General features: G+C 29.3%; 15 protein-coding genes. 11 read left to right on the top strand and 4 right to left on the bottom strand.

Translation table 11 applies throughout. The features are described from left to right. Complete coding sequence (locus CLCT_RS05280) at nucleotides 1–504, bottom strand: ubiquinol cytochrome c oxidoreductase, 2Fe-2S subunit (RefSeq protein ID WP_012661802.1); 504 nt, start codon at nucleotides 502–504, stop codon at nucleotides 1–3. Between the two features lie 166 nt (nucleotides 505–670). Next, nucleotides 671–2,524, bottom strand: a complete 1,854-nt coding sequence (mnmG, locus tag CLCT_RS05285) for a tRNA uridine-5-carboxymethylaminomethyl(34) synthesis enzyme MnmG (protein WP_149062474.1) — start codon at nucleotides 2,522–2,524, stop codon at nucleotides 671–673. 122 nt (nucleotides 2,525–2,646) lie between these two features. On the opposite strand from mnmG, the gene ribE reads away from it, so the two are divergent. Genes ribE through CLCT_RS05300 form a run of 3 tightly spaced genes read left to right on the top strand, consistent with a single transcriptional unit; the run spans nucleotide 2,647 to nucleotide 4,095 of the window. After that, nucleotides 2,647–3,255 carry a riboflavin synthase gene (gene ribE, locus CLCT_RS05290; protein WP_039668618.1) on the top strand — a complete coding sequence of 203 codons (609 nt, stop codon included), beginning with the start codon at nucleotides 2,647–2,649 and terminating at the stop codon, nucleotides 3,253–3,255. Beyond that, complete coding sequence (pgeF, locus tag CLCT_RS05295) at nucleotides 3,219–3,887, top strand: peptidoglycan editing factor PgeF (protein ID WP_149062475.1); 669 nt, start codon at nucleotides 3,219–3,221, stop codon at nucleotides 3,885–3,887. The genes ribE and pgeF overlap by 37 nt, the downstream gene beginning before the upstream one ends. Nucleotide 3,888: 1 nt before the next feature. Further along, complete coding sequence (locus CLCT_RS05300) at nucleotides 3,889–4,095, top strand: hypothetical protein (protein ID WP_149062476.1); 207 nt, start codon at nucleotides 3,889–3,891, stop codon at nucleotides 4,093–4,095. Nucleotides 4,096–4,097: 2 nt separating this feature from the next. Here CLCT_RS05300 and CLCT_RS05305 read toward each other — a convergent pair whose 3' ends face one another. Then, nucleotides 4,098–5,351 (bottom strand): sensor histidine kinase, encoded by a 1,254-nt coding sequence (locus CLCT_RS05305; RefSeq protein WP_149062477.1) that lies wholly within the window; start codon nucleotides 5,349–5,351, stop codon nucleotides 4,098–4,100. Further along, on the bottom strand, nucleotides 5,314–5,979 hold the full coding sequence (gene dccR / locus CLCT_RS05310) for a two-component system response regulator DccR (RefSeq protein WP_149062478.1): 666 nt from the start codon (nucleotides 5,977–5,979) through the stop codon (nucleotides 5,314–5,316). Before dccR ends, CLCT_RS05305 begins: the two co-directional genes overlap by 38 nt. Nucleotides 5,980–6,101: 122 nt before the next feature. On the opposite strand from dccR, the gene CLCT_RS05315 reads away from it, so the two are divergent. From CLCT_RS05315 to CLCT_RS05355, 8 genes are all read left to right on the top strand, one after another. Further along, on the top strand, nucleotides 6,102–6,689 hold the full coding sequence (locus tag CLCT_RS05315; protein ID WP_149062479.1) for a bacteriohemerythrin: 588 nt from the start codon (nucleotides 6,102–6,104) through the stop codon (nucleotides 6,687–6,689). Nucleotides 6,690–6,769: 80 nt separating this feature from the next. Further along, entirely contained in the window at nucleotides 6,770–7,333 is a 564-nt protein-coding gene (locus CLCT_RS05320) for a bacteriohemerythrin (RefSeq protein ID WP_149062480.1), read from the top strand. Between the two features lie 10 nt (nucleotides 7,334–7,343). Next, complete coding sequence (locus CLCT_RS05325) at nucleotides 7,344–7,565, top strand: ribbon-helix-helix domain protein (RefSeq protein WP_039668625.1); 222 nt, start codon at nucleotides 7,344–7,346, stop codon at nucleotides 7,563–7,565. A 374-nt stretch (nucleotides 7,566–7,939) separates the two neighbouring features. Then, nucleotides 7,940–9,178, top strand: coding sequence for a major outer membrane protein (locus CLCT_RS05330; RefSeq protein WP_149062124.1), 1,239 nt, complete (start codon nucleotides 7,940–7,942; stop codon nucleotides 9,176–9,178). A 289-nt stretch (nucleotides 9,179–9,467) separates the two neighbouring features. Next, nucleotides 9,468–9,905, top strand: a complete 438-nt coding sequence (locus CLCT_RS05340; RefSeq protein WP_149062481.1) for a c-type cytochrome — start codon at nucleotides 9,468–9,470, stop codon at nucleotides 9,903–9,905. A gap of 16 nt (nucleotides 9,906–9,921) precedes the next feature. After that, nucleotides 9,922–11,034 carry an ABC transporter substrate-binding protein gene (locus tag CLCT_RS05345; RefSeq protein WP_149062482.1) on the top strand — a complete coding sequence of 371 codons (1,113 nt, stop codon included), beginning with the start codon at nucleotides 9,922–9,924 and terminating at the stop codon, nucleotides 11,032–11,034. Nucleotides 11,035–11,044: 10 nt separating this feature from the next. Further along, nucleotides 11,045–12,160: an ABC transporter substrate-binding protein gene (locus tag CLCT_RS05350; protein WP_149062483.1), complete on the top strand. Its 1,116-nt coding sequence runs from the start codon at nucleotides 11,045–11,047 to the stop codon at nucleotides 12,158–12,160. Between the two features lie 22 nt (nucleotides 12,161–12,182). Next, entirely contained in the window at nucleotides 12,183–13,079 is an 897-nt protein-coding gene (locus CLCT_RS05355) for a branched-chain amino acid ABC transporter permease (protein WP_039668629.1), read from the top strand. The last annotated feature ends 1 nt before the right edge of the window (nucleotide 13,080 follow it).

The raw sequence follows: 13,080 nt of genomic DNA on the forward strand, positions 1-13,080 counted from the left end.
TTAAGCCTCCGCGATCATTTTTTTATATTCTGGACCTTCTTCGCCTAATACTAATTTTGTTCCATCAATTCTAAAAGGAGGAATGTCCAAAGGTCTTGGAGGAGGACCAAATACATTTTTACCACTAGTGTCAAATTCACCACCATGGCAAGCACACTTAAATAACTTTTCGCTTGGAGCATAAGCTGGAATACAGCCTAAATGCGTACAAAGACCAATAACTACAGTATAAGCAACATCACCTACAACAACATCTCTATTGCTATCTTTTGCCATATCTGCATCTTTTTTTAAGATAAATATAGGCTTTTTACGCCATTCAATTGTTCTAAGCTCGCCCTCTTTCATGTCAGTTAGATCTACAGTAGTAATACCTGCTGCTTTTACACTTGGGAGCGGATCCCATGTTTTTTTCATTGCAACTAATGAAAAAGCACCACCCACAGCAGCTACTGTTCCAAAGGCAAAGCCCATAAAGCTTCGTCTACTTTCAGATGTAGCCATTTTACTTCCTTTGTTTTGATTTTTTGTAAAACCTAGCAGTTTATCTAAAAAATGATAAATTTTTTCTTTGGTATAAAAAGCTTGATTTAAGATGTATGAATATTTATTTAAAAACAAAAACAAATGTTTGTTTTTAAATCATAACAATAGATAAATTTATTATTATCTACTGTTTTTTCATTTTGATATAAATATGTAAAACATCCAAAGCAGCAGGAGTAATACCGCTAATTTGCGAAGCAGCAAAAATAGTTGGTGGATTAAATTTTTGCAGTTTTTCTACTACTTCATTACTCAATCCACTCACACTTTTAAAGTCAAAATTTTCAGGGATTTTCAAATCATTTAAATTTTTCATTTTTTCAATTTGTGCTTTTTGCATTGCAATATAATGATAATACTTTGCTTCATTTAAAATTTCATTTAAAGAATACTCATCCATATTTTTAAACATTTCATCTAAAGCTTTTAATTTTTCTATATTAAAACTAGCTCTTGCAACAATTTTTTGCAAACTCACTATTGAAGTGATCTTTTCCTCTTCAATACTTTGTAAAAATTCATTATTTTGCTTACTTGGTGTCCATGTAGTTTGAAGTAAAAACTCAAGTCCTTTATCAACATTTTGTTTTATATTGTCAATATATACATAATCTTCTTGATTTAAAAGTTTAAAATTATATCCATATTCTCCAAGTCTTAAAATAGCATTTTCTTCTCTTAAAAACAGTCTATACTCAGCTCTTGAAGTAAACATTCTATAAGGCTCTTTAGTACCTTTCATTACTAAATCATCAATCAACACCCCTATATAAGCTTCATCACGCCTTAACACAAAAGGATCTTTTTCATCAATTGCTAAAACTGCATTCACTCCTGCCATAAAACCTTGCGCAGCAGCTTCCTCATAACCAGTGGTTCCATTAATTTGCCCAGCACAATATAAATTTTTAATCTTTTTGGTTTCTAAAGTATGTTTTAATTCAGTCGGATCAATATAATCATACTCTATAGCATAGCCAAAACGTGTGATTTTAGCATTTTCAAAACCTTTTATACTTCTTAACATCGCAATTTGCACTTCATAAGGAAGCGAGGTAGAAAAGCCGTTGATATAATATTCAGTCGCATCTTTAGTTTGTGGTTCTATAAATAAATGATGACTTTCTTTATCACTAAAACGATTAATCTTATCTTCTATAGATGGACAATATCTTGGCCCTATACCTTCAATTTGCCCTGTAAAAAGCGGAGCGCGATAAAAATTGCTTTTTATAATCTCATGTGTTTTTAAATTTGTTCTTGCTATATAACATGGGAGTTGATTAGGTTTGAAATTTTTTGTTTTAAAACTAAAAGCTTTAGGATTTTCATCTCCAGGTTGAATTTCTAAAACACTAAAATCAATACTTTTAGCGTCAACCCTTGGACAAGTTCCTGTTTTCAATCTTCCTACTTTCAACCCACTTTGTTTTAAGTAATCTCCCAAATTTACAGACGCAAGCTCACCTACCCTACCTGCTTGAAGCTTGGTTTCACCTATATGGATAAGTCCATTCAAAAAAGTTCCTGTTGTAAGTATGATTTTCTTGGCAAAATATGTATTTTCTAAATTAGTTTTAACCCCTTTAAGCTCATCATTTTCAACAATCAAAGACAAAGCTTGCTCTTGAGAGATTTCTAAATTTTCAAGTTTTAAAAGCATATTTCTAGCACAAATTCTATAAGCATCCATATCAATTTGTGCTCTACTTCCGCGCACTGCAACACCTTTACTTTCATTTAAGATTCTAAATTGAATTCCAGTCTCATCGGTAATTTGCCCCATAAGTCCACCCATAGCATCAAGCTCTTTTACCAAATGTCCTTTTGCTAAACCACCTATAGCAGGATTACAACTTGCAGCACCAATTTGCTCAATTAAAGTAGTTAAAAGTAAAGTTTTTTTACCCATTCTAGCAGCAGCAGCAGCAGCCTCAACTCCAGCATGCCCACCACCTATTACGATTATATCATACATATTTTGACCTCATTTTTATAAAAAGGCAAAAATTATATAATATTTTTTAAAATAAAACACTAAAAATATTTTTTGAAATTTAAAAGTTTTAGATAAAATCTCATAAAAATTAAAGGTATTGAATGTTTAATGGATTAATCCGCGAATTAGCCTTTGTCAAATCATATCAAAACAACACTTTAAGATTAAAAGCAAACTACAAACCAAAACTAGGCGATAGCATAGCAGTTAATGGTGCGTGTTTAAGCGTAACAAAACTTTTTGATGATGGTTTTAATCTTGAACTTTCTTATGAAACAAGAACTCACATAGCTATTGAAAATTTAAAAGACTATGTGCATATTGAACCTGCACTAGCTTACGGCGATAAAATAGATGGACATTTAATGCAAGGACATATTGATGGTATAGGTGAAATTACTAATATTTCTAAAAAAGAAAATGGAGTTGATTTTTATATTAAATGTCCTGATGATATACAAATTTATATGGCAAATAAAGCAAGTGTGGCCATAGATGGAGTGAGCTTAACTATCAATGAAGTTCTAAAAGATGGCATTCGCTTAACTATCATTCCTATAACCTTTAATGAAACTTTGTTTAAAGATTACATCATAGGAAGACGCGTTAATATAGAAAGTGATCTTTTAGCAAGATACATACACAGACAATTAAATTACAAAAAAGAAATTTCATGGCAACAAATAGACAAAATTACATCACTTTATTAGAAAATGATTTTACAAAAGCTTTTGTAGCTTTTGATCAAGATTATAATATCTTTAGAGCAAAAATTCACGATAATACTTTTCCTTGGGAAAATTCTATAAAAAAGTGTGTATTTTTAAATCAAATTCATTCTAATATCATTACTCAATATAATAAAGATTTTCACTTTAACGCTGATGGGATAATTAGCAATGAAAAAAATGTAGCTTTGTGTATTTTAAGTGCTGATTGCTTACCTTTGCTTTTATATGATGATAAAAATAAAGCCATAGCAGCTTTGCATTCAGGCAGAAAAGGATGTTTTGAAAATATCTTAAAAGAAGCTGTTTTAAAAATGCAAAAAAGCTTTAACACCCAAACCAAGAATTTAAAACTCATCATTTCAGCAGGAATTTGTGCTAAAAATTATGAAATTAATGACGAGATTTTAAACTACAGCAAAGAAAAATTTGCACCTTTTTTACATGAAAATAAGCTTGATTTAAAAGCATTGGTTAAATTTCAAGCAAAAGAATTAGGTATTAATAATATTTTTGATATCAATCTTTGTACTTTTGATGATGAGAAATTTTTTTCTTATAGAAAAGACCAAACTCCAAAGCGCATTGTTAGCGTGATTTATTTAAAGGATTAAAATGTATGAAGTAAAAAATTTGCTTGCTTTGAAAATTTTACAAAAGGCTAGAGAATTTGGTGATAATGACTTAAGCAACGAAGTTTTAATCACTCAAATGCTAAATCATACCTCACAAACTCTAAATCAAAACGATACTAAAAATTTAAATGAATTTATCACAACACTTATAAATGCCAAAGAAAAGGCTAAAATGAGCAACAAATAATTTTAATTTTTCCAAGTTAAAATAAATTTTGTTCCTTTATTTAGCTCACTTTCTACTTTTATATTAATGTTATGATCTTTACAAATTTTATCCACCAAAGAAAGCCCTATACCAAAACCACCTTGATTTTCATTAAATCTTGAATAACGTTCAAAAATATTGGTCAAATTTTCCTTTGCTATACCACAGCCACTATCTTCTATTATAAGTCTTTGCTCTAAAAGCATTATTTTGATATGTCCATTTTTTACATTATATTTTATAGCATTATTAACAAGATTATCAAACATTTTAAAAAACTGCTCTTTATTGGCATAAATTTTTCCATCATCTTCCAAGCTAAGCTCTAAGTTAATATTTTTTTGCTCCAAAAATATCTTAAAATACTCCATTCTTTCTTTAATCAAATCTTTTAAAAATATCCAATCCTTTTTAGCCTCATAAGCTTGAGAAAAATTTAAAAAAGTTAAATCTGAATATAAATGACTCAAAGTCAAAGCAGCTATTTTTACACGCTTTAAAGCTTTAACTTCTTCAAAATTCTTTTTTCTTTCTAAACCTTCTACACTCATTAATATCGCACTAATTGGTGTATTAATCTCATGAGTGGTATCTTTTATAAAATTATTTAAAAATATTATTCTCATTTCTAAAGGCTTGAGTGCAAATTTTAGTATAAAATAAGCCATTATACTTACAAAAATCAAAGAAAAAACCATAGCCAAAGCTACTTTAAACCTTATAAATCCAAGTTCTTTGGAGATATCATCACCTTGTACCAAAACCCTCAAACGATTAACATCACCCAAAACCTCCAAAGCATCTTGTCCTTGAGTATTTGCAAGCAATAAATTATTTAAATTCACATCAGCTACATAAATTAGAGTGTTATTGTTGTAAATATTTGCATTATTAAATTTAAAAAATGTTGTTTGAGCAGGCAAGTCAAGATTAGAAAAATAAACTTTTGTTCTATCAAATATTGCAAATTTTATATTAGAAATTTGAGCAATTTTTTTAGCACCTTTTTCTATAGGCTCAAAACGTAATTTTTCCATTTGTAAAATTACAAAACGATGTTCTTGTCTTAATTTTATGCTATGTTCAGTTATTAATTCTTCTATTAACTTTGCATACCATACACCAAAAAGTACTATAAGAACACTTCCTATACTCACTAAATACAAAGAAAGAATTTGCCATGCAACGCGCTTGGCTTCATACATAACAATACCCTCTTCCTCTTTGATTGACAATACTATCTTTACCTAAAATTTTTCGTAAATTTTTTACATAAGCTCTTAAGCTAAGCTCACTTGGCTCTTGATCATACTCCCAAATTTCTTCAAAAATACAAGCAGTATCTATAAATTTACCTTTATTTTTTAAAAGCAAAGATAAAAGTTTTAATTCTTTTAAAGGCAGAGTTAAAGGCTTATCGTTTTGATATAAAGTTTGTGAAACAAAAGCAAATTTAAAACCATTTCCTAAGTCTTCATGATCTTCGTTTTTATGAGCAAAAGAACGCTTTAAAATAGCATTAATTCTTATTTTTAACTCCTGCAATTCAAAAGGCTTTTTAATATAATCATCACAACCGCTTTCAAATCCCTTTTGTAAATCCATAGTAGTATTTAACGAAGTCATAAAAATAGCTGGAGTATATTTGCCAGCTTCTCTTAAATTTTTAAGCACACTAAAACCATCACCTTGCGGAACTTTTACATCTAAAATCCATAAATCAAAATTTTTCTCATAAGCTTTATCTTGTGCATCTTGAGCATTATCCACTAAAGTAACTATAAAACCTTCTTCTTCTAAAAATTCACTAACAATTTCTCCTAAATTAATATCATCTTCTAACAAAAGAATTTGTGTGGCCATTTTTAACCTTTTTATTATATTTTCTTAAAACATTATATTTTTTTTGTGTAAATTGAGTGTGAATTTTAGTAGAATTAAAGCCTGGTATTTATATAATCTGGTATTTTATATTTAAGGCTCTTATGTTACCTGAATGGGATCAAAAATACAGTATTAATAATGAAAAAATTGATGAACAACATAAAAAGCTTTTCGAACTTGCTTTTAAAGTAGAAGAAGTTTCAGATAGACCAATTTATCAAGTCGAACTTAAAAAGATAGTTGCTGAATTTTTTCACTATATTAAAATTCATTTCCAAGATGAAGAAAACTACATGGCTGAGATTAATTATCCTTATTTAAATCAACATAAACTTATGCATAAACAAATCACACAATCCATGATAAAACTCATACAAAACATAAAAAGCACCAATGATCTAAAAGAAAAATTATACATAGTGGTTAATTCATGGCTTATAGAACATATCATTCAGCACGATATGATGATAGAGTATTGGAAACAAAGTACGCAAATAAAAAATTCTTCAGATAGCTTTGAAGAAGAAAAACAAAAAATAAAAAAATTCTTATATCAATGCCAATGCGAAGGTAGAATTCATAAAGTTCCTTATGACATTCATTTAAAAATACAATATTCTAAAATACAATTTAAATGTAAAAAATGCTCTACTAGTTTAATTTTACGTAAAGAAAAAACCGAAATTTAATAAAAATTAATCATAATTTAAAATATTGTAAATTATAATACATCAAAAACTCTCCCATAAACCAAATAAGGGGTTTTAATATGTTACCAAAATGGTGCGATAAATATAGCATTCATAATGAAGAAATCGATAAGCAGCACCAAAAACTTTTTGAACTTGCTGCTAATGTTGAAATGATTTCGGATAAACCTATTCATAAAGGACAGATTAAATTTTTACTTGCAGATTTCTTCAATTACATGAAAGAACATTTTGCCGAGGAAGAAAAATATATGGCAAAAATAGGCTATCCTGAACTTGCTAATCATCAAAAAATTCATAAAAACATCATACAATCCATGATAGATTTGATTCAAAATTTAAAAAGTACTAATGATTTAAAAGAAAAACTTAATATAATTGCTTCTAAATGGCTTTTAGAGCATATTTTAAGAGAAGATATGAAAATAGAAAAATGGCATCAAGCCCAACTTAGCAAAAAAGACAAAAAGATAAACTTAGGAGAACTACAAGAATTTTATGAATACATTTGTTCTTGCGCAGATAAAATTCACAAAGTTCCTTATGAAATTCACCAAAAAATACAAACAACTAACACAAATTACAAATGTAAAGCTTGCCAAGAAGCAATAAGACCAAAATAAAGGCTAGACAATGAATAAAAGATACACTCTAACTCTTTCAGAAGAACTTTACGAGCGCTTAAGTCAAACTGCAAAATTTTCTAAAAAGAAAAAAGCTGAAATTTTGCGCAATGCTTTAGAAAATTATCTTGATGAAATGGAAGATTTCGTTCCTGCTATAGAAGCTTTAGAAGATTTAAAAGATGGAAATAGCAAAAAATTAGACAGTGTTATTAAAAAATTAAAATGCTAACCCAGTTTCCAAACATTAACTATCAAAGAGCATAATTACATCTGTAAAAGCAAACATTCATAGATAACTCCTTAGTTTTTAAAGATCTAGTTTTTGCTAGATCTTTAAAGATATTTAGTTTTAAATATGAATGAAATTATTTATTTAAGATAAAATAGGAATAAAATTTAAATTACAATTTTAAAGATTTAACTTAATTATAGTTTGATTATCTAAACTATAATCATTATATACTAATAATTATAGTATAACGACATACTATAACTTCAAATATATATCCCAATAAATACATATTTTTGTTTACTTTAAGAATTCTCATATAAAACTATGATATAATACAAGCCATAGTTTTAATTTTAATAAGGAGAATTCTCATGAAACTAGTTAAACTTAGTTTAGTAGCAGCTTTAGCTGCAGGTGCTTTTTCAGCAGCTAACGCTGTTTCACTTGAAGAAGCAATAAAAGATGTTGATGTATCAGGTATGTTCAGATACAGATTTGAATCTGATAGAATGGATATTGGGAATAATCAAACTACTGGCGGTTATAATAATCCTGGTAATAGCAACAACACACACAAGTTTAAATCTCAATTAAACTTCAAAGCAGCTTTAGATGATAACTTTAAAGCTTTTGTTCAATTCCAATACAGCACTAGTGAATTAGGCTATGGTAATGTAAAAGATGAAAATGGTGAAATTGCTAAAAAAGTTGGAACAAACACTCACGACACTTTTGCTGTTAACCAAGCTTACTTAGAATACACTAATGAAGCTTATGCTACAAATGTAATTTTCGGTAAAATGGAAATTAATTCTATTTGGACTGATGATGCAGTAGGTACAGGAGCTAAAGTTCTTAACAATTCTATCGAAGGTTTAACTTTTGCTGGTTATTGGTTTGATAGCTTCAATGATGAAGATGATGGTGATTTCGGTGGTACTAAATTAAATAATTCATCTTTATATGGTGCTGCTGTATTAGGTGATTTTGATCCATTTGCTTTCCAATTATGGGCTGCTTATTCAGCAAATAACGCATTCTTATATGCAGTAGATGCTAGCTATAAATTTGCATTTAATGATATGAATTTCAAAATCCAAGGTCAATATTTAGGAAATAGCTTAGACAGCGATTTTGAAAAATTCTATAGTAATAATGTAGATAATGGTAACTTCTATGCAGCTAAATTCAGTGGTGATATCTCTGCATTTGATTTCCAAGCCGGTGTAGTTGGTTATGGTGAAAAAGATAAAGAAACTCTTGTAACTTTAGAAGATTTAGGTAGAGTTATTGCTCCAGGCAAACAAATTTTCTATTCTGAAGGTAGCGATTTAAGAGGTGATATGGGTGAAAACTTCTTCTACTTTGCAGGTTTAGGTTATACTTTTGCTGAAACTTTAAGAGTGGGATTTGACTATATTGGTGGTAAATCTGAACAAGTTGGCTATGATATAGATAAATACGAAATGGTTGGAAGCGTATCTTATGCTTATAGTCCAAAACTTACATTTAGTGGATTCTATTCTTACCTAAATGAAGACTTAAATAAACAAGGTGTTAATGATAGAGATGATCAATATATCAGACTTGAAGCTCTATACAAATTCTAATTATAAAAGCTAAGCCTTTTGGCTTAGCTTACTATATCTAAAATTATTTCTTCTTTTAATCCTTGTATTTTAATTTCTTTTATTTTTAAATCATTAGGTAGGTTTTCTAGTAAAGCTTCTTTGCTATGTATATTTTTACTTGCTAGTATTCTTAATATTTTACCCCTATAAGCCTTTGCAAAATGACTTAAAGTTTTGGAATTTTTTAAAAAAGTGAGGGTAAAGTGAGATTATTTATTTTTTTTAGATATAATCGAGCTTTATTTATATATTAAAAAAGGTTATATTTATGTTGCGCTTGTTTATTGTAAGTGTTTTATTTGCTAATTCACTATTAGCTTTTAATGTAAAATCTTTATTTACTTATACTTTTAATGATAACATTAGTTATAACTTAGAAAAAGCTAAAGAAATATATTTTAAAAACAAGTGTAATACTTGTCATGGAGAAAATGGAGAAAAAAATTCTTATGGCAAAAGAGCTCTTAAAGACTTAAGTCCAGAAGAAATCAAAGGGGCTTTGAAAGATTATGCTAATGGATATTTTGAAAATCAATCAAGTGATAATATCCAAATGAGTTTGTATGCTAAAAAATTAAGTGATAGTGATATGAACCACATTATAGCTTATTTAAAGGGGCAAAATTTTTCTATAGAGCTTAATCAAAAAGATCTTCTAGAAGAGGAGCCAACACCAAAAACTAAAAACAATATATTTTTAAAATAACAAAAAAGGAGTTTTCATGAAAAAAAATCTACTGTTTGCTAGCTTACTTTGTGCTAGTTCAATTTATGCTGCAGAGGTAAAAATAGGGGTTGTTTTGCCGCTTACTGGCACTTTAGCAGCCTATGGTAATGATGTATATGAGGGTATCAAATTAGCCAATACTTTAAATCCAAATTTAAAAAATGGAGATAATATTAAAATTATAGCTATTGATACTAAAGGTGATAAAATAGAGGCGGCAAATGCTGCTACTAGACTTATCTCTCAGGATAAAGTTTTAGGTCTTATAGGTGAAGCTGTTACACCAAACACTATGCAAGTTTTGTCTATAGCTGAAGAAAAAAAGATTCCTGCTATAGCTCCAGTTGCTTCAGGCGATAAACTTTTAGACAAAAAGAGTTATGCTAGTAGAGTTTGTTTTATGGATAGCTTTCAAGGAGATAAATTTGCTAATTATGCCTATAAAGATTTAAATTTAAAAAGCGTGGTTGTGATAGTTGATCAAAGCAATGTGTATTCTTTGGGTTTAGCAAGAGCCTTTGAAAAAGAATTCAAACAAAATGGTGGAAAAGTACTTAAAAAATTAACTATTTCTTCAGGCGATAAAGACTTTAAAGCTATTGTTTCACAACTTAAAAATATCAATCCTGACTTTGTTTATATGCCAATTTATCACCCAGAAGCTGCCTTAATAGCAAGACAAGCAAAAGCGGTTGGATTTAACAAACTTTTAAGCGCAGGAGATGGGGTAAATAATAAAACTTTTATAGAGCTTGGTGGAGATGCTGTAAATGGAGTGGTATTTACCGATAGTTTTGACTATAACAATCCTCCAACAGCTTTGTCTAAAAATTTCATCAATGCTTATGAAAAAGATCATGGCACCAAAGAGCTTCCAGCATTTTCTGCTATGGGAGCTGATGCTTATTATGTAATGGTAAATGCAATGAATGAGTGTACTAACAATCTTAACGCACAATGTATTAATGAAAAAATTCACTCAACCAATAATTTTGAAGGTGTAGGTGGAGTTATAAGTATAGATACTAGCGGTAACGCGAGTCGCTCTGTAGTTATAAAAGAAATACAAAATCAAAAACAAATTTTTAAAACTATTATTAATCCTTGAAAGGTAGACTATGAAAAAAATTAGTATAGCTATATTATCTGTCATAGCTTGCAATATTATACAAGCAAAAGAGATTAACATAGGTGTGGTTTTACCTCTAACCGGCTCAACTGCAGCATATGGACAAAGTGCTTTAGATGGAGTGAAAATTGCAAATTCTATGAAAAACACTCTAAGTAATGGAGATAAAGTAAATTTAGTAGTAGTAGATACAAAAGGTGATAAAATAGAAAGCGCAAATGCTAGCACAAGATTAGTTTCACAAAACAAAGCTTATGCACTAATTGGTGAAATGCTAACAGCTAATACTTTACAAGTGATAAGAATTGGCGAAGAAAAAAAGATTCCAGTGGTTGCTCCTGCAGCTACTGCTGATAAAATTTTAAATAAAAAATTATATGCAAGTAGAGTTTGCTTTATGGACAGTTTTCAAGGCTCATCTTTAGCTAATTATGTAAAAAATAAACTAAACTATACTAAAGCCGTGATAATTAGTGACCAAAGCACGGATTATTCTTTGGGTTTAACTAGAGCCTTTGAAAAAGAATTTAGCAAACAAGGTGGAAAAATTTTAGATAAATTTAGAATCACAGCAGGCGATAAAGACTTTAAAGCTATTCTTTCACAAATTAAAAATTTAAAACCTGATTTTATTTATCTTCCAGTATATTATACCGAAGCTTCTTTATTTGCACGCCAAGCAAAAGCAATGGGTATAAATATTCCTATGGGTTCAGCAGATGGAGTTGCTGATGAAACTTTTATTAATTTAGCTCAAGATGCTGCAGAAGGATATTTATTTACTGATAGTTTCGATTATAATAATCCACCAACACAACTTTCAAAAGACTTCATACTAGCTTATGAAAAAGAAAAACAAAACAAAGAAGTTCCAAATTTTACAGCTATGGGTGCAGATGCTTATTTTGTGATTTTCGAAGCTATGCAAAAATGCGTTAATGATTTTAACAGCGAATGTATCAATAACAATATCCACGCTACTTCAAATTTTGAAGGTGTCAGTGGAGTAATTAGTATTGATAAAACAGGTAATGCAACACGTTCAATTGTTATAAAATCAATAGAAAATCAAAAACAAGTTTATAAAGATATGATTCTTCCATAAATAAAAAATTTTAAGAGGTTCAATGGATAGTTCTTTAATTTTACAGCAAATTGTAAACGGTTTTAGCTTAGGCAGTATGTATGCACTTATTGCCATAGGCTATACCATGGTCTACGGTGTTTTAAGATTGATCAATTTTGCACATGGTGATATCATGATGGTAGGTGCATACTCAGCTTTATTTTGTGTCACAAGCATGAATGTGCCTTTTTTAGGAGCTCTTTCTTTAGCTATGTTATTTGCAGCAGCTTTAGGTATAGCTATTGATAAAGTAGCTTATAAACCTTTAAGAAAAGCACCTAGAATTTCTTTACTTATCACAGCCATAGGTATAAGTTTTTTAATACAAAATGTGTTTAATGTTTTATTTGGCTCAACACCAAAGTATTTTCCTGTACCAAGTTATCTTGAAACAGTGATTAATTTTAATAATATCAGCATTAGTATTAATAGTATTTTAGTGCCTATTTTGACATTTTTTATACTATTAGTGGTTTTATTTATACTTTATAAAAGCAAATATGGCATTGCTATTAGAGCTTTAGCTTTTGATATTCATACTGTAAATTTAATGGGAATTGATGCAAATCGTATTATTGCTATTGTATTTGCATTAGGCTCAGCTTTAGCTGCTATTGGTGGTATTTTTTGGGCTGTTAGTTATCCTTCTGTTGAACCTAGCATGGGAACCCTTATAGGACTTAAGGCATTTGGTGCTGCTGTTTTAGGTGGTATTGGCTCGGTTGCCGGAGCGGTTTTAGGTGGTTTGATTATAGGATTTACAGAAGTTGTTGTAGTTGCTATTTTCCCCGATCTTTCTGGTTTTAAAGATGCTTTTGCGTTTATCTTTTTAGTATTGATTTTGCTTTTTAAACCAACCGGAATTTTGGGTATAAATTTTGAAAAAAGTAGGTTTTAAG

The organism is Campylobacter lari subsp. concheus, assembly GCF_008245025.1.
GTDB classification, from domain to species: Bacteria; Campylobacterota; Campylobacteria; order Campylobacterales; family Campylobacteraceae; genus Campylobacter_D; species Campylobacter_D concheus.